Annotated in this window: 19 protein-coding genes and 1 pseudogene; 16 read left to right on the plus strand and 4 right to left on the minus strand. The window is 70.0% G+C overall.

Going from position 1 to position 19,047, the window contains the following annotated elements; translation table 11 throughout:
- The 8 genes and pseudogenes from ACIQ7D_RS27035 to ACIQ7D_RS27070 all read left to right on the plus strand — a co-directional run.
- Positions 1-419: pseudogene (locus ACIQ7D_RS27035) on the plus strand (hypothetical protein); the annotation flags it as partial.
- Positions 420-653: 234 nt separating this feature from the next.
- A complete protein-coding gene (locus tag ACIQ7D_RS27040) occupies positions 654-971 on the plus strand; it encodes a hypothetical protein (RefSeq protein ID WP_403941694.1) in 318 nt (105 codons plus the stop codon).
- Between the two features lie 20 nt (positions 972-991).
- Positions 992-1,180, plus strand: coding sequence for a hypothetical protein (locus ACIQ7D_RS27045; RefSeq protein ID WP_403941696.1), 189 nt, complete (start codon positions 992-994; stop codon positions 1,178-1,180).
- 10 nt (positions 1,181-1,190) lie between these two features.
- Positions 1,191-1,982: a hypothetical protein gene (locus ACIQ7D_RS27050; protein WP_403941697.1), complete on the plus strand. Its 792-nt coding sequence runs from the start codon at positions 1,191-1,193 to the stop codon at positions 1,980-1,982.
- Positions 1,983-2,063: 81 nt separating this feature from the next.
- A complete protein-coding gene (locus ACIQ7D_RS27055; protein WP_403941699.1) occupies positions 2,064-2,981 on the plus strand; it encodes a bifunctional DNA primase/polymerase in 918 nt (305 codons plus the stop codon).
- Between the two features lie 349 nt (positions 2,982-3,330).
- Positions 3,331-4,566 (plus strand): DUF3631 domain-containing protein, encoded by a 1,236-nt coding sequence (locus ACIQ7D_RS27060; RefSeq protein WP_403941700.1) that lies wholly within the window; start codon positions 3,331-3,333, stop codon positions 4,564-4,566.
- Between the two features lie 131 nt (positions 4,567-4,697).
- Positions 4,698-4,922 carry a helix-turn-helix transcriptional regulator gene (locus ACIQ7D_RS27065; RefSeq protein WP_403941702.1) on the plus strand — a complete coding sequence of 75 codons (225 nt, stop codon included), beginning with the start codon at positions 4,698-4,700 and terminating at the stop codon, positions 4,920-4,922.
- 74 nt (positions 4,923-4,996) lie between these two features.
- Positions 4,997-6,262 (plus strand): tyrosine-type recombinase/integrase, encoded by a 1,266-nt coding sequence (locus tag ACIQ7D_RS27070; protein WP_403941704.1) that lies wholly within the window; start codon positions 4,997-4,999, stop codon positions 6,260-6,262.
- Positions 6,263-6,337: 75 nt separating this feature from the next.
- Here ACIQ7D_RS27070 and ACIQ7D_RS27075 read toward each other — a convergent pair whose 3' ends face one another.
- On the minus strand, positions 6,338-7,699 hold the full coding sequence (locus tag ACIQ7D_RS27075; RefSeq protein WP_403941705.1) for a glutamine synthetase family protein: 1,362 nt from the start codon (positions 7,697-7,699) through the stop codon (positions 6,338-6,340).
- Positions 7,700-7,919: 220 nt separating this feature from the next.
- A complete protein-coding gene (locus tag ACIQ7D_RS27080; protein WP_403941707.1) occupies positions 7,920-8,519 on the minus strand; it encodes a MarR family winged helix-turn-helix transcriptional regulator in 600 nt (199 codons plus the stop codon).
- A 160-nt stretch (positions 8,520-8,679) separates the two neighbouring features.
- On the opposite strand from ACIQ7D_RS27080, the gene ACIQ7D_RS27085 reads away from it, so the two are divergent.
- From ACIQ7D_RS27085 to ACIQ7D_RS27105, 5 genes are all read left to right on the plus strand, one after another.
- Complete coding sequence (locus ACIQ7D_RS27085) at positions 8,680-9,123, plus strand: hypothetical protein (RefSeq protein ID WP_403941709.1); 444 nt, start codon at positions 8,680-8,682, stop codon at positions 9,121-9,123.
- A 99-nt stretch (positions 9,124-9,222) separates the two neighbouring features.
- Positions 9,223-9,870 carry a DUF3105 domain-containing protein gene (locus ACIQ7D_RS27090; RefSeq protein ID WP_403941710.1) on the plus strand — a complete coding sequence of 216 codons (648 nt, stop codon included), beginning with the start codon at positions 9,223-9,225 and terminating at the stop codon, positions 9,868-9,870.
- A gap of 35 nt (positions 9,871-9,905) precedes the next feature.
- Positions 9,906-10,586 (plus strand): DUF305 domain-containing protein, encoded by a 681-nt coding sequence (locus tag ACIQ7D_RS27095; RefSeq protein ID WP_403941712.1) that lies wholly within the window; start codon positions 9,906-9,908, stop codon positions 10,584-10,586.
- A gap of 169 nt (positions 10,587-10,755) precedes the next feature.
- Positions 10,756-11,175 (plus strand): CBS domain-containing protein, encoded by a 420-nt coding sequence (locus ACIQ7D_RS27100; RefSeq protein ID WP_403941714.1) that lies wholly within the window; start codon positions 10,756-10,758, stop codon positions 11,173-11,175.
- Between the two features lie 142 nt (positions 11,176-11,317).
- Positions 11,318-13,096, plus strand: a complete 1,779-nt coding sequence (locus tag ACIQ7D_RS27105) for an NAD+ synthase (protein ID WP_403941716.1) — start codon at positions 11,318-11,320, stop codon at positions 13,094-13,096.
- 84 nt (positions 13,097-13,180) lie between these two features.
- Here ACIQ7D_RS27105 and ACIQ7D_RS27110 read toward each other — a convergent pair whose 3' ends face one another.
- Together ACIQ7D_RS27110 and ACIQ7D_RS27115 are read right to left on the minus strand one after the other, a co-directional pair.
- Positions 13,181-14,422 carry an MFS transporter gene (locus ACIQ7D_RS27110; protein ID WP_403941718.1) on the minus strand — a complete coding sequence of 414 codons (1,242 nt, stop codon included), beginning with the start codon at positions 14,420-14,422 and terminating at the stop codon, positions 13,181-13,183.
- A 193-nt stretch (positions 14,423-14,615) separates the two neighbouring features.
- Positions 14,616-15,641: an endonuclease/exonuclease/phosphatase family protein gene (locus tag ACIQ7D_RS27115; RefSeq protein ID WP_403941719.1), complete on the minus strand. Its 1,026-nt coding sequence runs from the start codon at positions 15,639-15,641 to the stop codon at positions 14,616-14,618.
- A gap of 442 nt (positions 15,642-16,083) precedes the next feature.
- Here ACIQ7D_RS27115 and panB point away from each other — a divergent pair, with 442 nt between their 5' ends.
- The 3 genes from panB to ACIQ7D_RS27130 all read left to right on the plus strand — a co-directional run bounded on the left by panB (position 16,084) and on the right by ACIQ7D_RS27130 (position 19,040).
- On the plus strand, positions 16,084-16,917 hold the full coding sequence (gene panB / locus ACIQ7D_RS27120; RefSeq protein WP_403941721.1) for a 3-methyl-2-oxobutanoate hydroxymethyltransferase: 834 nt from the start codon (positions 16,084-16,086) through the stop codon (positions 16,915-16,917).
- A gap of 177 nt (positions 16,918-17,094) precedes the next feature.
- A complete protein-coding gene (locus ACIQ7D_RS27125) occupies positions 17,095-18,138 on the plus strand; it encodes an ATP-binding cassette domain-containing protein (RefSeq protein WP_403941723.1) in 1,044 nt (347 codons plus the stop codon).
- Positions 18,135-19,040: an ABC transporter permease gene (locus ACIQ7D_RS27130; protein WP_403941724.1), complete on the plus strand. Its 906-nt coding sequence runs from the start codon at positions 18,135-18,137 to the stop codon at positions 19,038-19,040. Before ACIQ7D_RS27125 ends, ACIQ7D_RS27130 begins: the two co-directional genes overlap by 4 nt.
- The last annotated feature ends 7 nt before the right edge of the window (positions 19,041-19,047 follow it).

Raw genomic sequence — 19,047 nt, forward strand, 5'->3', positions numbered from 1 at the left:
CCGGCACCGGCGACGAGGACGCAGCCGTACGGGCATTCATGGACGAGATCGACGCCCAGTTCGGCACCACCCCCGAACCGCCCACGGCCGATCCGAGCACCCCGAACGATCCGCAGCACAAGCCCCCGACGCAGCGAGGGACGGGGCTGAACCTCTCCGCACTGCACGACGGCAACGGCGAGACCGGGAACGCGGGTGCCGAGGGAGGGGTGGAGTCGGGACCGGCGTGGCTGGCGGAAGCGGTCGACGCGATCGAGTCGGCCGGCGCCATGGGCATGAAGCCCTCCGCGATCGCGGACATGGTCGGCAAGGACCGCAAAACCGTCCGCGCCGCCCTGCGCGCCGCCGCCGAACGCGGCCAACTCGTCTACCGGGACAACGGACCGCACTCCGTCTACGTCCACCCCGACCACGCCTGAAACAGCCACACACAGCTACTGGGTAGTGGGTACTGGGGCCACACCCCACTAACCGCCAGAACACCCCAGTAGGCCCGCACAGGGCTTCACAGGCGGTTTTCTACTGGTGACCCCACTACCCACTACCCAGTAGCCACACCCCACTACAACCACACACCGTCACCACCAGACCCCCGCCCGGACATCCCCGGGCGGGGGTCCTCGCGTCCCGGAACGACCGGAAGGAGCACACCCATGCACCACCGCGAACCGCCCGGGAACACCCACGGGCCGACCACCCCGCACATACCCGCCGACCTCTACGACCGCGCCCGGGCCACCGGCCAGCCGATCGTCGTCATCCACACCACCGCCCCGACCGGACGCCCGGCCCGCGCCTACCTGTTCCCCATCGTCGTCATCACCACCGGCGCCATCGGCATCCTCGGCACCGTCGCCGCGATCATCGCGCTCATCGACTTCGCCGCCCGCACCGCCGCCCTCATCGCCACCACCGCAGGCCCCATCGGCATCGGCGGACTCACCCTCAAACTCGCCCGCCCCAAGAAGTAACCCCCGAGAAAGAGACCACCGTGGCCCTGACCGTCTCCCTCGTCGTCCTGCTCGGAATCATCCTCCTGCTCCTCCTCCGCTCCCGCGCCCTCGGATGGGGCTCCGCCACCGTCGCCACCATGTTCGGATTCTCCCTCGCCTCCACCGGCGCCGCCGACCCCATCAACACCCTCACCACCACACTCATCGCCGCACTCCCCAACCTGTAGAGGAGCGGATTTGCTGTTCTACCTGACGACGCACAAGCGGCATTGGGTGAGGCTCACCGACGTGCCGCTGTTCCTGAAGTCGGAGCATTTCGCCGTGGCCCGCACCTTGCCGGTCGCGATCGGCCGGTACGCGGTCGACTCCGGCGGCTTCTCAGAGCTCCAGGAACACGGCCGCTGGACCCGCACCCCGCGCCAGTACATCGATGACCTGTACCGCATCTGGGAAGGGGTCGGCCCGTTCGACTGGGCCGCCCCGCAGGACTGGATGTGTGAACCCCTCATCATCCACGGCGGGCAGGCCGGGCCCCTCACCTTCGCCGGAACCGGCCTCAGCGTCGCCGAGCATCAGCACCGGACGGTGGCCAACTACCTCGAACTGAGGGAACTCGCCCCCGACCTCCCCATCATCCCCGTGCTACAAGGCTGGGAAATCCAGGACTACGAACACTGCGTAGCCCTGTACGAGCGCGCAGGGATCGACCTCACGGCCGAACCGCTGGTGGGACTGGGCTCGGTCTGCCGACGCCAGTCCACCCGCGAAGGCGCCGCAATCGTCACCACCCTCGCCTCACACGGGCTCAAACTCCACGGGTTCGGCTTCAAAACCCTCGGCCTGGAAAAAGTCGGCCACCTCATGGCCACCGCCGACTCCCTCGCCTGGAGCTCCCACGCACGCCGCCGCCCGCCCATCACTGGCCACACCCACAAGAACTGCGCCAACTGCCTCCCCTACGCGCTCCAGTGGCGCACCCGCGTCCTGAACGCACTACCCCCGTGGCAGCAACCCGCACTCGCTTCCTGAACACGGCTGGGGCGGCCGTCTCTCACCAAAGTCACGGCCGCCCCGGTCTCCAGTCCCTACAGACCCTTGGAGGTCTCCAGCATGACATCTGAACCCCTGTCCGCGCTGCTGTGGGCAGCGCTCGACGCCGCCGAACGCGGCTGGCCCGTCTTCCCGCTCCGCCCCGGCGACAAGCGCCCCGCCCTCCACGGCGAGACCGCCTGCCCCGGCACCGGGCACTGCGCGGCCGGCCACCGCAAGTGGGAAGACCGGGCGACCACCGACCCGAACCGCATCCGCCGGGCCTGGGCCGACATCCCGTTCAACATCGGCATCGCGACCGGCCCCGCCGGCCTGGTCGTCATCGACCTGGACATGCCCAAAACCAAGAACAAGGCCAGGACCAACAGCAGTACGGACACGCCTTCCGGCGTGACGACCTTCAAGGCGCTCTGCGAGCGCACCGCCAACACCGTCCCCACCACCTACCGCACCCGGACAGCAAGCGGCGGACAGCACCTCTACTTCACCGCACCGCCCGGCATCCGTCTCGGCAACAGCGCGGGCAGGCTCGGCAAGCTGATCGACACCCGCGCGTCGGGCGGATACGTCGTCGCCGCCGGGAGTACCACCCCTGCCGGTCCCTACGCGGTCATCGACCCCACCCCGCCCGCCCCGCTCCCTGAGTGGCTGTACGTCCGCCTGACGACCCGTCAGGCAATACAGGTAACAGTCGTCGCACCGCCGTCCGGGACCTCTCGCTACGCCACGGCGGCCCTCAGGGCCGAACTGGCGAACGTCGCGGGGGCCGGTGAAGGCGTACGGAACTGGACGCTCACCAGGGCCGCGCGCGCCCTGGGACGGTTCGTCGCGTCCGGCGCCCTCACCCGCAGCGAGGTTGAAGAGCCTCTTAAGCAAGCGGGATTGGCGGCCGGCCTGCGGGAAAGCGAGTGCACGCCGGTCATCACCAGCGCCCTGAACTGGTCGATTGCCCACAATCCCAGCGGCACGGCGTCATGAGCGCGCCCCCCAATCCCCCCATTAAGAGGCAGTTCTCCCACCCCACTGACCAGCCCAGCCCCGCCGAACCGACCCCGGCCCCCTCCGGCCGTAGCGCGCCGAAAGTCGTCGCCGAAGGCGTCCTTTCTGCTGTTCGCCCTGGCCCGCAGACCGGCGGCGGACGGTACCCGGTCGCCTGGCTCCGCATCACCGCACCCAAGGGCGCCGCCCCGACCGCCGGATCGTGGTGCCGCTGCGGACGCGACCTCTTCGCCGCCGGCCACCGCCAGGTACTCGCCCTGATCGAAGACCACACCGCCCACCGCGACACCTGCCCGCTCCGGGCCCCCCAGGAAGAGAGGAACGCCGCATGACCGGCACCACCATTGACGGCGCGGCCCTGCTCAACGAGGTGGAAGCCTTCCACCGCCGCTTCAACATCTTCCCCAGGGAAGCCGCCTACGTCGCGGTCGCCCTGTGGGACGCACACGCACACCTGTTGGACTGCTTCGACTCCACCCCCCGGATCGCGTTTCTTTCCCCCGAACCGGGGTCGGGGAAGTCGAGGGCGCTGGAGGTGATGGAAACCCTCGTACCCAACCGCATGGTGGCAGCCCAGGCATCCGCCAGCGCAATGTTCCGGGCCGTGGCCGGCAACGCGCGGCCCACCATCCTCTTCGACGAGGTCGACACCGTGTTCGGCCCCAAAGCAGGGGACAACGAACCGCTGCGCGGATTCCTCAACGCCGGACACCGGCGCGGCGTGGGCATGTGGCGGTGCGTCGGTGACGGCGCCAACCAGACCGTGCAGGAATTCCCCTCATACTGCGCGGTCGCCATGGCGGGACTCGGCTCCCTGCCGGACACGATCCTCACCCGCTCCGTCATCATCCGCATGCGCAAGCGCGCCCCCAACGAAGATGTGGAGCCCTGGCGCCTACGCCTTCACGAGAAGCAGGGCAACGCCCTGCGGGACCGCCTCGCACGCTGGGCAGACAGCGTCCGAGACAATGTCGCGGGCGCCTGGCCCACCATGCCGGACGGCGTCACCGACCGGCCGGCCGACGTATGGGAACCCCTGCTGGCCGTCGCAGAGGCGGCCGGCGGGGACTGGCCCAAGCGCGCCCGCGCCGCCTGCCTCGAACTCGTCAAGGCCGCCAAGGAGAACGACAAGGCGTCGCTGGGTATCCAGTTGCTCACCGATCTCCGAGACGTAGTGTTCTGCGGCGCCGACAGGATGCCCACCGCCGTCATCCTCGAATTCCTCAACGCCATGGACGACGCGCCCTGGGGCGACATGGACGGCAAGCCCCTCTCCTCCCGCGCCCTCTCCCGGATGCTCGGGGAGTACGTCACCGGGGCCAACAAGCCCGTCAAACCCCGCCCGATCCGCACCGCCAACGGTGTGCCCAGGGGCTACTACGCCGATGACCTCACCGACGCCTGGACCCGGTACTGCCCCCCGCCCCCTCCAGAAACCGCTACATCCGCTACATCCGCTACACCCCAGGTCAACCAGGGTGCAGATGTAGCGGAAGAGCTACCCGGCATCCGCTACATCGCCAGCGAAGCCGCTACATCAGCGCCTGCCAGCCGCACCGCGTAGCGGAACCTAACCGCTACATCCCACACATCCGCTACAAAAAACAGGCCCCTGACCTGCAAAGTAGCGGATGTAGCGGATGTAGCGGACTCCTGAGAGGGGGCCAGGCCCGGCCCCGAACGGAGAGATCCCGTATGGCAACGGCGTCCGCCACGACCACGCTCCGGTCTGGCCTCCCGGACCGCTACCTCACCCCCGACGACATCGCCGCCATGTTCGACGTCCCGCTGGAGACCGTCTACGCCTGGCGCAAGAAACGCACCGGCCCACCCGGCTTCCGCATCGGCAAACACGTCCGCTACGACCCCGCCGCCGTACACGCCTGGGTCAACGACCGCATGGCCGAGACCGCCGCATAACCACCTCATCTGACGGCCGGTGGCGAGCGCCCCTCGCCACCGGCCGCCGCCATTCCCAAGGGAGCACTCACCGCATGGCCGGCCACATCCAAGACCGCTGGTACAAGACCGAGACCAGCCCCACCGGCAAGACCACCCGCGTCAAAACCGACCGCCACGGCACCGGCATGCGCTACCGCGCCCGCTACATCGGCCCCGACGGCACCGAGAAGTCCAAGAGCTTCCCCGACCGACAGAAGCGCCTCGCCGAACAGTGGCTCTCCCACATTGAGGCGGACATGTCGCGCGGGCAGTACATCGACCCTGCGGCCGGCCGGACCACGTTCCGGCAGTACGGCGAGAAGTGGATTGCCGCACAGACCACCGATATGACCACGCGCGTCCCCGTGGCGGTACAACTCCGGCTCCACGCCTTCCCGTACATGGGATCCCGCCCTCTGGATTCATTCCAGCCTGGGCACATCCGGGAATGGCTTGCGGAGTTGGAGCGTGCGGTCCCAGCGTCGTCCTATCGGCGCGTCATCTTCGCAAGCGTGTCGTCCGTGATGAGTGCCGCCGTCGATGACACCTTGCTCGCCAAGAACCCGTGCCGAGCGCGGTCGGTCCGCGCACCCGAGCGGGGAGCGCCGCGCGTGCGTCCCTGGTCGGCGGATCGCGTCTTCGCCGTACGGGCCGCCCTTCCCGAGCGCTACCAGGCCATGACGGATATCGGCGGTGGCTGTGGTCTGAGGCAGGGCGAAATTTTCGGTCTGCCGGACGACGAGGTGAATTACGAGACGGAATGGGTGCACGTCGCCAATCAAGTGAAGGTGGTGAACGGTCACCTCGTATTCGCGCCGCCAAAGCGCGGGAAGGAAAGGGATGTCCCGTTGCCTGATCGGGTAGCTCACGTTCTGAAACAGCATCGGAAGGACTTTCCGCCGGTAAAGGTGACACTCCCTTGGCTCCGCCCCGACGGACCGCCCGTAACCAAGCTTCTGTTGTTCTCCCTCACCGGGGGCGGCGCCGTTCGCCGCACCGACTTCAATACGCGACTGTGGAAACCCGCCCTCGCGACCGCAGGCGTCATCCCCCAAGCGGAGGCCGGTCAGCGGCACGAAGCGGCGCGCGAACACGGCATGCACGCGCTGAGGCACTTCTACGCGTCGGTTCTGCTGGACGCCGGAGAGAACATCAAGGCCCTGAGTACGTACCTGGGACACAGTGATCCCGGATTCACCCTCCGGACCTATACGCACCTCATGCCGAGCAGCGAGGGGCGGACCCGTAGGGCGGTGGACCGCATGTACGAAGTGGCCGACTCGACGCCCGACGGCCCACAGACGGCCCAGGGTGAGTGAGACGACGTCGGGCCCGCACCATCACGGTGCGGGCCCGGCGTGCCGCTCATTCGGAAAACTACCGCTGACCTGCGGTTACAGCACCGGCAGGTTCTTCTTCAGCTCGAACGCGGTGACCTCGGAGCGGTACTCCTCCCACTCCTGCTTCTTGTTGCGCAGGAAGAAGTCGAAGACATGCTCCCCCAGCGTCTGGGCCACCAGCTCGCTGCGCTCCATCAGGGAGATCGCCTCGCCCAGGTTCTGCGGCAGGGGCTCGATGCCCATCGCACGGCGTTCGGCGTCGGAGAGTGCCCAGACGTCGTCGTCCGCGCCCGCCGGGAGTTCGTAGCCCTCCTCGATGCCCTTGAGGCCGGCGGCGAGCAGGACCGCGTAGGTCAGGTACGGGTTGGCGCCGGAGTCGATGGAGCGGACCTCGACGCGGGCGGAGCCGGTCTTGCCGGGCTTGTACATCGGGACGCGGATCAGCGCGGAGCGGTTGTTGTGGCCCCAGCAGATGTACGAGGGGGCCTCGCCGCCCGAGCCCGCGGTGCGGGTGGAGCCGCCCCAGATGCGCTTGTAGGAGTTGACCCACTGGTTGGTGACGGCCGAGATCTCCGCCGCGTGCTTGAGCAGCCCGGCGATGAAGGAGCGGCCGACCTTCGAGAGCTGGTACTCCGCGCCGGACTCGTAGAACGCGTTCCGGTCGCCCTCGAAGAGGGAGAGGTGGGTGTGCATGCCCGAGCCCGGGTACTCCGAGAACGGCTTGGGCATGAACGTCGCCTGTACGCCCTGCTCCAGCGCGACCTGCTTCATGACCAGGCGGAAGGTCATGATGTTGTCCGCCGTGGAGAGCGCGTCCGCGTACCGCAGATCGATCTCCTGCTGGCCGGGGGCGCCCTCGTGGTGGCTGAACTCCACCGAGATGCCCATGGATTCCAGCATCGTGATCGCCTGGCGCCGGAAGTCCATCCCCACGTTCTGCGGGGTGTGGTCGAAGTAGCCGGAGCTGTCGGCCGGGGTGGGCCGGGTGCCGTCGACCGGCTTGTCCTTCAGCAGGAAGAACTCGATCTCGGGGTGGGTGTAGAAGGTGAACCCCAGATCCGAGGTCTTGGCGAGCATCCGCTTGAGGACGTACCGCGGGTCCGCGAAGGACGGCGAGCCGTCGGGCATGAGGATGTCGCAGAACATCCGGGCCGTGCCCGGGGCCTCGGCGCGCCAGGGGAGGATCTGGAAGGTGCCCGGATCGGGCTTGGCGATCATGTCGGACTCGTAGACACGGGCGAAGCCCTCGATCGCGGAGCCGTCGAAGCCCATGCCTTCGTCGAAGGCCTGCTCCAGCTCCGCGGGTGCGACGGCGACCGACTTCAGGAAGCCGAGGACATCGGTGAACCAGAGCCGCACGAAGCGGATGTCGCGCTCCTCCAGCGTACGGAGCACGAATTCCTGCTGCTTATCCATATCCTACCCATCCTTGCTGGTCAGGCCACCTGCTCCCATGTCGCGGGGCACGTTGGGGCACACGAGCATCCCACCACACGATTTCCGGCGCGTTGCGAACGCCCGTCCAACGATCCGGAACGTGCGCGTGTACGGGCACACGCCCATAGTGCCTGCCCAGGTGGTGCCCATGAAACAGGTGAGCGCAATCCCCGACGGCGAAGATCACTTCTGGCGACTGTCAGCCATCGGTTGAGCCTTCATCCGTCACGGACGGCTCCGTCGGCGCCCTCCTCGGCTCCTCCGTCCGCTCCGGGTACCGCGTATGGGTGTCGGTCCAGCCCAGCGGGTACGGCTCCCCCTCGTCGCCCGGGACGGCCGGCTCCCCGCCCGCCTCCGTGAACGCCGTCAGCGCCTCGACCAGGGCCGAGCGCTGCCCGGGGGTGAGCCGCTCGACGATCGCCGAGATCTCCCGGTGGCGTACGGCGGTGACCCGCTCGACCAGGGAGTGGCCCTCGGAGGTGAGGCGCAGCACCGTCTCGCGGCGGTTGCCGGGGTTGCTCTCGCGGGTCGCCAGGCCCGCCGCGATCAGCCGGTCGAGCATGCGCATGGCGGTGGACGGGTTCACGCCGAGCCGCTCGGCGACCGAGACGAGCTTGGCGTCGCCGTGGGTGGAGAGAACCACCAGAAGACGGAACTGGGGCAGCGTGACCCGCTCCCCCATCGCGGCGAGGGAACGGGCGGAGATGGCGACCAGCAGCCGGGACGCGGTCAGTACCGCGTGGGTCACCGCGTCGACATCGGCGGGGGGACGCCCGGACCCGCCTCTCTGTTCGGCCATGCCTCTTTGTATCGCGCCGGTGCCTGTTTCAGCGGGACCGTTTCATACCGTACCGGCGGCGGTACACACCCAGGACACAGCGGCCGGAGCGGCGGTACGCGGCGCCTTTGCCGACGCCCGGACTGCTGCTCCGGCGCGTCACGCACTACGATCTGGCCCCATGGGGGGACAGCCGCGCGGCCGCATCGGCCACATACGCACCACGCGCCCCACGGCTCTGGTCAGCGCCGTGGCGACGCTGCTGGCCGCGCTGTTCCTCTGTCTGGGCACCGACACCGAGACGGCGACGGGCCACCACCGGGACGCCGCCGCCGTCACCATCTCGGTGGCGGACACCTCCGAGGCGGGCACCTCCGCCGCCGGCGCGGCCGAAGCGCCGTACACCGGCGACTCGCGGTACGTGTGCCCGTACCGCGACGGCGACTGCGGACTCATCCCGCACCTGGGCGCGGCCGTACTCACCGTGCCGGCGCCCGCCGCGGCGCCCGATGTCGCCCTACAGCAGCCGTACCTCGAACCGCCGCGCCCGGCCGGCCGGGCGCCCCGTTCCGGAGTGTTCCCGCGCGCGCCGGACCTTCACGTCCTTCAAGTACTGCGGACGTAGCCGGGCCCGTACCCCGCACCGTGTTCCACGCTTCGCGTTCAGCATGCAGCGTTCCGTGATTCCGCAGCCATCCTCAGAAGCCAGAAGGACGAAAACATCATGGGTTCGAAGTCCCAGTCAGCCGACCGCAAGGCCCGAATAGAGGAGATGCGCCGTGCCGAGCGGGCCCGCGAGCGGCGCAGCCGCATCATCACGATCACGGTGAGCGCCGTCGTGGTGGTCGGGCTCGTCGGCTTCGGCGCATACGCGCTCAACCAGGAGTCCGACAAGAAGGAGGCGGAGAAGGCCGCCGCCGCGGCGCCGGTCAAGGAGGAGAAGTCCTGGGACGCCAAGAAGCTGGGGCGCAACCATGTCACCGAGGCCGTCACGTACCCGATGACGCCGCCGGTGGGCGGTGACCACAACCAGGTCTGGATGAACTGCGACGGTGACGTCTACAAGGAGGAGATCCCCGACGTCAACGCGGTGCACTCGCTGGAGCACGGCGCGGTGTGGGTCACGTACAACGACAAGGCGTCCGACGACGACGTGAAGACGCTCGCCGACAAGGTCGGCAAGACCCCGTACACGCTGATGAGCCCGGTCAAGGACCAGGCCGGCGCGATCATGCTGAGCGCCTGGGGCAAGCAGGTGGCGGTGGACAGCGCGTCGGACTCCCGCGTCAACCAGTTCTTCACCAAGTACGTGCAGGGTCAGCAGACCCCCGAGCCGGGCGCCGCCTGCACGGGCGGAATGGGCGCGCAGTGAGCGGGGCGGACCCGGACGGGACCCCCCGGCGGTCCATGACACGTACGCAGTGGGCGGCGCTCACCGCTGTCGTGCTGGCGCTGGTCTTCGCCGGTACGGCCACGGTCGCCTCCGCCGCGCGGGACGACGGCACGGCGGCGGCGTCCGCCGCTGCGCCGTCCTCGGACTCCGCGGACGCGGGCTTCGCCCGGGACATGGCCGTCCACCACCAGCAGGCCGTGGAGATGTCCTTCATCGTGCGGGACGGCACGGACGACGAGGACGTGCGCCGGCTGGCGTACGACATCGCCAACACCCAGGCGAACCAGCGCGGCATGCTCATGGGGTGGCTGGATCTGTGGGGGCTGCCCAAGGTCGAGGCCGGTACGGAGCCCATGGCCTGGATGGCGCAGACGGACGGCATGAAGGGGATGGAGGGCATGGACCACGGCGACGCGGGCCATGAGGCCCACGACGGTTCGCTGATGCCGGGCATGGCCACCAGGACGGAGCTGGACCAGCTCCGTAAGGCCCGCGGCAAGGCGGCCGAGATCCTCTACCTCCAGCTCATGACCGACCATCACAAGGGCGGCGTCTCCATGGCCCAGGGCTGTGTCCGGCTCTGCTCCAACGGTACGGAGAAGAGCCTCGCCGAGGGGATGGTCGCCGCGCAGCAGTCGGAGCTGTCCCTGATGGCGGACCTGCTCGCGGAGCGCGGCGCGAAGGCGCGTACCTGACGCCGGTCCGAGGGACACCTGCCGTCAGGCCGCACCGTACGGCCTGGCGGCGGGGCCACCGGCTCCCCCGTTCGGGTGACTGCGGTCGCGTCACCCGAACGTACGCACGATGATGGTTCTGGCTCGGGGTGGACAGGCAACAGCACCGTACTCAGGAGGCTGAGCACCCATGACCATGGCCAAGGACATCATGCATACCGGCGCCCGGTGGATCCCGGCGCACGAGACCCTGGACCGCGCCGCACAGCTCATGCGCGAGCTGGACGTGGGCGCGCTGCCCATCGCCGACTCCCAGGAGCGGCTGACCGGCATTCTCACGGACCGGGACATCGTGGTCGGCTGTGTGGCGCGCGGCCATGACCCCGCGCAGACCACCGCGGGCGAGATGGCGCACGGCACACCGCGCTGGATCGACTCGGACGCGGATGTGGAGGAGGTCCTGAGCGAGATGCAGAGCCACCGGATCCGCCGGCTGCCGGTGATCGAGGACAAGCGCCTCGTCGGGATGATCAGCGAGGCCGATCTGGCCCGGCATCTCACCGAGATCCAGATCGCCGCGTGGGCGGAACAGGTCTACGCGCACCGCTGACCACGGCTTTCCCTCTCCGTGAACACCGGGACGGCCACACCGGGGTGAACACCCGGGGGAACGCCCGAGTGGCCCGGCCGAGTGGCCCGCCCCACACGCGCGCCCGGGGTATCGCGTCAGACAGACGATTACACTGGGCCGCGTGCCTCAACTACGCCTCGCTCTGAATCAGATCGACTCGACCGTCGGCGATCTCGCCGCGAACGCCGAGGCGATCGTGCACTGGACCCGGCACGCCGCCGAGCAGGGAGCGCATCTCGTCGCGTTCCCCGAGATGGCGCTGACCGGCTACCCCGTCGAGGACCTGGCCCTGCGGTCGTCCTTCGTCGAGGCGTCCCGGGCCGCCGTGCGCGCGCTCGCCGGGCGCCTCGCCGAGGAGGGCTTCGGGGAGGTGCCCGTCGTCGTCGGCTATCTCGACCGCTCGGAGTCGGCGCAGCCGCGGTACGGGCAGCCCGCGGGCGCCCCGCGCAACGCCGCCGCCGTACTGCACCGAGGTGAGGTCGTACTCAACTTCGCCAAGCACCATCTGCCCAACTACGGCGTCTTCGACGAGTTCCGGTACTTCGTGCCGGGCGACACGATGCCCGTCCTCCGGGTGCACGGCGTGGATGTCGCGCTCGCCATCTGCGAGGACCTGTGGCAGGAGGGCGGGCGCGTGCCGGCCGCCCGGTCCGCCGGGGCGGGGCTGCTGCTGTCGATCAACGCCTCGCCGTACGAGCGCGAGAAGGACGACACCCGCCTGGAGCTGGTCCGCAAGCGCGCCCAGGAGGCCGGCTGCACCACCGCGTACCTCGCGATGATCGGCGGCCAGGACGAGCTGGTCTTCGACGGCGACTCGATCGTCGTCGACAAGGACGGCGAGGTCGTGGCCCGCGCCCCGCAGTTCGCGGAGGGCTCGGTGATCCTGGACCTCGATCTGCCGGCCGCCGCGGCGGAGCCGGTGGAGGGCGGCGGCGCGGCCGCTCAGGGAAGCATCGTGGGCGACGGGCTGCGGATCGACCGGGTCGTCCTCTCCGAGGACCCGCTCCCGGCGTACGAGCCGGAGCTGACCGGCGGTTACGCGGACCGTCTGGACGACGACGAGGAGGTGTACTCGGCGCTGGTGGTGGGGCTCCGCGCGTACGCCGCCAAGAACGGCTTCCGCTCCGTCCTGATCGGGCTCTCCGGCGGGATCGACTCGGCGCTGGTGGCCGCCGTCGCGTGCGACGCGCTCGGCGCGCAGCACGTGTACGGGGTGTCCATGCCGTCCAAGTACTCCTCGGACCACTCCAGGGGCGACGCGGCCGAGCTGGCGCGCCGTACCGGACTCAACTTCCGTACGCACCCGATCGAGCCGATGTTCGATGCCTACATGGGGTCGCTCGGGCTCACCGGGCTCGCGGAGGAGAACCTTCAGGCGCGGCTGCGCGGCACGATGCTGATGGCCCTCTCCAACCAGGAGGGGCACATCGTGCTCGCGCCGGGCAACAAGTCCGAGCTGGCGGTGGGGTACTCGACGCTGTACGGCGACGCGGTCGGCGCGTACGGCCCGATCAAGGACGTCTACAAGACGTCGGTCTTCCGGCTCGCCCGGTGGCGCAACCGCGCCGCCGAGGAGCGCGGCCAGACCCCGCCGATCCCCGAGGCGTCCATCTCGAAGCCGCCCAGCGCCGAGCTGCGGCCGGGCCAGGTCGACACGGACTCGCTGCCCGACTACGACGTACTGGACCGGATCCTGGAGCTCTACGTCGACCGCGACCAGGGCATGGACGCGATCGTCGCGGCGGGCTTCGACGCGGAGCTGGTGGCGAAGACGCTGCGGATGGTGGACACGGCGGAGTACAAGCGGCGCCAGTACCCGCCGGGCACCAAGATCTCGGCCAAGGGCTTCGGCAAGGACCGACGGCTGCCGATCACGAACCACTGGCGCGAGCAGGTCTGACGCCACGCACCGGGCCGCGGCCGGCCGATTCGCCGGCCGGCGGGCCCGGTGCCGGCGGGCTCGGGGCCGGCGGGCTCGGGGCCGTCAGACGCGTTCGGCCGCCTCGGCGCCGGCCGGCTCGGTCTGCGCGCCGCCCGAGGCGACGACGCGGGAGACCTCCGGCGCCGGGTCGCGGTCGCCCCGGCCGCCCCGGTCGAGGAGCCCCGCCGTGACCGCGACCGCCAGGCCGAGGACCGCGAGAACCGCGCCGACCAGCGTCGGGGACATCCAGCCCCAGCCCGCCGCGATCGCCATACCGCCGAGCCAGGCGCCGCCCGCGTTGGCGAGGTTGAACGCCGAGTGGTTCGAGGCCGAGGCGAGGGTGGGGGCGTGCTTGGCCTTCCGCATGACCAGCATCTGGAGCGGCGTGGTCGTCATGAAGCCGACCGCGCCCAGGACGACGACGGTCACCAGCGCCGCCCACTGCACATGGACGGTGAAGCGGAACGCGACCAGCACCAGGGCGAGGGTGGCGAGCGAGCCGTACAGCGTGGGGCGCAGCGCCCGGTCGGTGAGCGGCCCGGCCGCCAGCGCGCCGAGCGTCATACCGATGCCGAAGAGGGCGAGGACGAGGGTGACGGAGGACTCTCCGAAGCCCATGACCTCGGTCGTCATCGAGGCGAGGTACGAGTAGACGGCGAAGACACCGCCGAAGCCGAGGACGGCGGTGGCGAGGCCGAGCAGCACCTGCCGGTTGCCGAGGGCGCGCACCTCGCGGCGCACGCTCTGCTGCTCGTCCACGGGTACGTACGGGACGAGCCGGGCCAGCGCCGCGAGCGCGACCAGGCCGATGACGGTGACCACGAGGAAGGTGGCGCGCCAGCCGAGGTGCTGGCCGAGCAGGGTGGCGGCGGGGACACCGACGATGTTCGCGACGGTCAGGCCGAGGAACATGGTGGCCACGGCGCGTGCCTGCCGGCCCTCGTGGACCAGCCGGGCGGCGACGACCGCGCCGACGCCGAAGAACGCGCCGTGCGGCAGCCCCGCGAGGACCCGGCCCGCCAGCAGCCAGCCGAAGCCGGGGGCGAGCGCGGAGGCGAGGTTGCCGACGATGAAGAGCCCCATCAGGAGCAGGAGCATCCGCTTGCGCGGGATGCGGGAGCCGACGGCGGTGAGCAGCGGGGCGCCGATGACGACGCCGATCGCGTAGGCCGACACGAGATAGCCGGCGGTGGGCACGGACGTTCCCAGATCGGCCGCGACATTGGGCAGGAGGCCCATCATGACGAACTCGGTGGTGCCGATGCCGAAGGCGCTCACAGCGAGGGCGAGCAGAGCCAGGGGCATGAGAGGGACAACCTTTCGAAGGGGGTTACGCGGGGTACCGGAGGATCAGTTAGTACCCCTGCGGAACAAAGTCTCTCAGGCCCGGTATTCCGGCAGGTGAACGGAGCGTTGCGTGCGATGCATCACTCGGGCATCACTCGGCCGCCGGACGGGCGGGCGCCCGGACGGCGCCCGGCTGTCCCTCCCGCCCGGCTCAGCGCAGTTCGACCCGTGCCGCTATCGGCAGATGGTCGCTGTCCGTCCTGGGCAGGGTCCACGACGAGGTCGGCTCGACGTCCTTGACCATGATCTGGTCGATCCTGGCCAGCGGGAACGCCGCAGGCCAGGAGAAGCCGTACCCGTCCCCCGCGGCGCCCTGGGTCGAGCGCATCTGGGCGGTGACGGCCTTGAGGGAGCGGTCGTTCATGGTGCCGTTGAGGTCGCCGAGCAGGATCACCTGCTTCAGCGGCTCGTGGGAGATGGCCTCGCCCAGCGCGTCGGCGCTCTTGTCACGCTGGTTGGCGGTGAACCCGGCGTGCAGTTTGACCCGTACGGACGGCAGGTGGGCCACGTAGAAGGCCACCGGGCCGTGCGGCGTGGTGACGGTGGAGCGCATCGCGCGGACCCAGCCGAGCCGGATGCCGACCGGCTTGGTGTCGGACATCGGGTACTTGCTCCAGAGCCCGACCGTGCCCTGCACCGAGTGGTACTTGTACGTGCCGGCCAGCGCCTTCACATAGGTCTTGACGGCGCCCGCCTTCAGCTCCTCCAGCGCGAGGACGTCCGCCCCCGACTGCGCGAGCGAGGCGGCGGTGCCCTCCGGGTCGGGGTTGTCCGCGTTGACGTTGTGCGTGGCGACCGTGAGGTCACCGCCGCCGCCCGACTTGTCGGTGATGAGGCCGCCGAAGAGATTGAGCCAGACTATGGCGGGCAGGAGCAGGGCGATCAGCGCGGTGGCGGAGCGGCGCACCAGGCCGAGGACGAGGACCAGCGGGACGACCAGCCCCAGCCAGGGCAGGAACGTCTCGGTGAGGCTGCCGAGGTTGCCGATGGTGTTGGGGATCTGCGCGTGAAGGATCATCAGCAGGGCGGCCAGCAGGGCGAGCAGAGCCAGCACGATGCCCCGCCGCCAGATGCCGCGGTCCCGGCGCAAGCGGTCGAGCAGGTCCCTGACGCGGGATCGGGGGCGGTGGTCCTCGCCCTCCGCCGTCACCGACTGCGCCGTGTACTCCTGCGTCATGTCCGCCCTCGCTGCCTTGCCCCGTGCACGCCCGCCCCTGACCGTAGGGCCTGTTCCGTGCCTCGCCGCGGCGTCACGACGCCGGGCACGCACGCTCGCCACAGACCCTAGGCGATGAACGGGCCCTTTCCGCGCCGTCCCGCGACGACCGTACGGAGACAGGGACGAAGGAGCCGTCGCCGTGAGTTCCTGCCGCGGACGAATGACCGGGAGCTGTGACAGAACGCTCATGGAGCGCGGCGGAGAGCAGCGGGCGGAACAGGCGCCGGAACGGGTGTGACAGGTCTCACGGCCCGGGCGTTTCGCGCCCCGGCGAGGGCGCCGCCGGCCGGGCGGAAGGGTTGAGGGAGCCGCACTTCCCGTGCGGGGCCGGGGATGCCACCATGGAGGCGGTCCGGGGACACCGTCAGGGTGCCTCGAGATGACGAAAGGGCCTTCGGCCATGACCGCTCAACTGGCGCTCTACGGCGGCAAGATCTCCCGCCGTATCTCCGTCCACGACATCACCGCTTCCAAGGAACGCGGCGAGAAGTGGCCCATGCTCACCGCGTACGACGCGACGACCGCGTCCGTCTTCGACGAGGCCGGCATCCCGGTCATGCTCGTGGGCGACTCGATGGGCAACTGCCACCTCGGGTACGAGACCACCGTGCCCGTCACCCTCGACGAGATGGCGATGCTCTCCGCCGCCGTCGTACGGGGCACCAAGCGCGCCCTGATCGTCGGCGACCTCCCGTTCGGCTCGTACCAGGAAGGCCCCGTACAGGCGCTGCGCAGCGCCACCCGGCTGGTGAAGGAGGCGGGGGTCGGCGCGGTCAAGCTGGAGGGCGGCGAGCGCTCGCACGACCAGATCGAGCTGCTGGTGCGGTCGGGCATCCCGGTGATGGGACACATCGGGCTCACCCCGCAGTCCGTCAACACCCTCGGCTACCGGGTCCAGGGCCGCGGCGAGGAGGCCGCGCAGCAGTTGCTGCGCGACGCGAAGGCCGTGCAGGACGCGGGCGCCTTCGCGGTCGTGCTGGAGCTGGTGCCGGCCGAGCTGGCCGCCGAGGTCACGCGGGTCCTGCACATCCCGACGGTCGGGATCGGCGCCGGGGCCGAGACGGACGCGCAGGTGCTCGTCTACACCGACATGGCCGGACTGACCAGCGGGAAGATGCCGCGCTTCTCGAAGCAGTACGTGAACCTGCGCAAGGCCCTCGGGGACGCGGCGAAGGAGTTTGCCGAGGAAGTCGTTGGAGGAACGTTCCCTCAGGAGGAGCACACCTTCCACTAGGCCGGTTCGGCCGGGCCGGGCCGGCCCGGCTCCGCCCCCCAGACCACTGCCCGCACGACGACAGCCCGCCGATCTTCCCCCGTCGGCGGGCTGTCGAGCGCTCGGCACCTGGTTGTCGACGAGTTATCCACAGGCTGTCGGCGGCTTGTCGGCGCGTTGTCGGTGGCGGCTGGTCTGATGGGGCACATGACGAAATTCGGCAAGAACCCCAACGGCGGCCGGGCCGGTCACGCCGTCGAGGTACGGGGGCTGGTCAAGCAGTACGGCGGACCGCAGGGCACCCGGGCCCTCGACGGCGTCGACCTCGATGTGCGCGAGGGCACCGTGCTCGGCGTGCTCGGGCCCAACGGCGCGGGCAAGACCACCCTCGTCCGCATCCTCTCCACGCTCGTCGAGCCCGACGCGGGCACGGCCATGGTCGCGGGGTACGACGTGCTGCGCCAGCCGCGCCAGTTGCGCCGCAGGATCGGCCTCACGGGCCAGTACGCCTCGGTCGACGAGAAGCTCTCCGGCTGGGAGAACCTGTACATGATCGGGCGGCTGCTGGACCTCTCCCGGTCCGACGCCCGGCGCCGCGCCGACGAGCTGCTGGAGCGCTTCTCGCTCACCGAGGCGGCGAAGAAGGCCACGATGCAGTATTCGGGCGGAATGCGGCGCAGGCTCGACCTGGCCGCGTCGATGATCGGCCGGCCCTCGGTGCTCTACCTGGACGAGCCCACGACGGGGCTCGACCCCCGTACGCGTAACGAGGTCTGGGACGAGGTGCGGCGGATGGTCGACGAGGGCGCCACCGTCCTGCTCACCACCCAGTACATGGAGGAGGCCGAGCAGCTCGCCGACGAGCTGACGGTCATCGACCGGGGCCGGGTCATCGCCAACGGCGGGGTGGACGAGCTGAAGGCGAAGGTCGGCGGCCGTACGCTCCAGATCAGGCCGGCGGATCCGGCGCAGCTCCCCGCCATGGCGCGGGCGGTCACCGAGAGCGGCCTCGACGGGATCGCCGGCGCGCAGGCCGTCGCCGACGAGGGGCTGCTGTATGTGCCGATCCTCAGCGACGGCCAACTGACCGCGGTCATCGGCCTGCTGGCCGAGCGCGGCTTCGCCATCGCCCACATAGGGACCCATCTGCCCAGCCTGGACGAGGTGTTCCTGGCCATCACCGGCCAGAAGACCTCGTCCGCGACCCCGTCCGACACCACGCCCGAGGAGGTCGCGGCATGAGCACGACCGACACCACCACCACACCCGCCGTGCCCGAGGCCGCGAAGGCCGCCCCGGCGGCCCCCGCGGGCTCCGGCGGCCCCGGCTCCCGGGCCGTTCCGCCCGCCGGTACGGACGAGGGCCGGATCGGACTGCGCTCCAATCTGCGCCACATCGGTGCGCTGGTGCGCCGCAACGCCCTACAGATCAAGCAGGACCCGGAGTCGATGTTCGACGTCCTGCTGATGCCGATCATCTTCACGCTGCTGTTCGTGTACGTCTTCGGCGGTTCCGTGGGAGCGAGCCTCGGCGGCAGCCGCGAGGACTATGTGAACTACGTGGTCCCCGGCCTGATGGCGATGATGGGCATGAACATCTCCATGGCGGTCGGCACGGGGGTGAACGACGACTTCCGCAAGGGGGTCATGGACCGCTTCCGTACGATGCCGATCGCCCGCTCCTCCGTGCTGATCGCGAAGATAGTCGTGGAGATCGGCCGGATGCTGGTCGCCATAGCGATTCTGCTCGGCATGGGTTTCCTGCTCGGCATGGAGATCAAGACGTCGGTGCTCGACCTGGGCGCCGCCATCGGTCTCTCCCTGGCGTTCGGCGCCTCGCTGATGTGGATCTTCATTCTGCTGGGACTCACCATGAAGACGGCGCAGGCCGTCCAGGGGGTGGCCATGCTCGTGCTGATGCCGATGCAGTTCGGTTCGTCGATCTTCGCCCCGCCCTCGACGATGCCCGGCTGGCTCCAGACGTTCACCGACTACAACCCGCTCTCCAACCTGGCGGACGCCGCGCGCAATCTGATCAACGGGGGCCCGGTGGCGCACTCCGTGTGGATGACGCTCGCGTGGGCGGCGGCGATCACGGTGATAACGGCTCCGCTGGCGGTGGCCAAGTTCCGCAAGAAGTCGTGACGTGCGG

The sequence above is a fragment of the Streptomyces sp. NPDC096310 genome, from assembly GCF_044763125.1.
Taxonomy (GTDB): domain Bacteria; phylum Actinomycetota; class Actinomycetes; order Streptomycetales; family Streptomycetaceae; genus Streptomyces.

Coding starts and splice junctions, on each gene's coding strand:
- ACIQ7D_RS27095 (WP_403941712.1), top strand. CDS start 9,906: ATGACACGTACGCAGTGGGCGGCGCTCACCGCTGTCGTGCTGGCGCTG.
- ACIQ7D_RS27110 (WP_403941718.1), bottom strand. CDS start 14,422: ATGCCCCTGGCTCTGCTCGCCCTCGCTGTGAGCGCCTTCGGCATCGGC.
- ACIQ7D_RS27130 (WP_403941724.1), top strand. CDS start 18,135: ATGAGCACGACCGACACCACCACCACACCCGCCGTGCCCGAGGCCGCG.
- ACIQ7D_RS27060 (WP_403941700.1), top strand. CDS start 3,331: ATGACCGGCACCACCATTGACGGCGCGGCCCTGCTCAACGAGGTGGAA.
- ACIQ7D_RS27065 (WP_403941702.1), top strand. CDS start 4,698: ATGGCAACGGCGTCCGCCACGACCACGCTCCGGTCTGGCCTCCCGGAC.
- ACIQ7D_RS27080 (WP_403941707.1), bottom strand. CDS start 8,519: ATGGCCGAACAGAGAGGCGGGTCCGGGCGTCCCCCCGCCGATGTCGAC.
- ACIQ7D_RS27070 (WP_403941704.1), top strand. CDS start 4,997: ATGGCCGGCCACATCCAAGACCGCTGGTACAAGACCGAGACCAGCCCC.
- ACIQ7D_RS27075 (WP_403941705.1), bottom strand. CDS start 7,699: ATGGATAAGCAGCAGGAATTCGTGCTCCGTACGCTGGAGGAGCGCGAC.
- ACIQ7D_RS27100 (WP_403941714.1), top strand. CDS start 10,756: ATGACCATGGCCAAGGACATCATGCATACCGGCGCCCGGTGGATCCCG.
- ACIQ7D_RS27085 (WP_403941709.1), top strand. CDS start 8,680: ATGGGGGGACAGCCGCGCGGCCGCATCGGCCACATACGCACCACGCGC.
- ACIQ7D_RS27055 (WP_403941699.1), top strand. CDS start 2,064: ATGACATCTGAACCCCTGTCCGCGCTGCTGTGGGCAGCGCTCGACGCC.
- ACIQ7D_RS27115 (WP_403941719.1), bottom strand. CDS start 15,641: ATGACGCAGGAGTACACGGCGCAGTCGGTGACGGCGGAGGGCGAGGAC.
- panB (WP_403941721.1), top strand. CDS start 16,084: ATGACCGCTCAACTGGCGCTCTACGGCGGCAAGATCTCCCGCCGTATC.
- ACIQ7D_RS27090 (WP_403941710.1), top strand. CDS start 9,223: ATGGGTTCGAAGTCCCAGTCAGCCGACCGCAAGGCCCGAATAGAGGAG.
- ACIQ7D_RS27125 (WP_403941723.1), top strand. CDS start 17,095: ATGGGGCACATGACGAAATTCGGCAAGAACCCCAACGGCGGCCGGGCC.
- ACIQ7D_RS27040 (WP_403941694.1), top strand. CDS start 654: ATGCACCACCGCGAACCGCCCGGGAACACCCACGGGCCGACCACCCCG.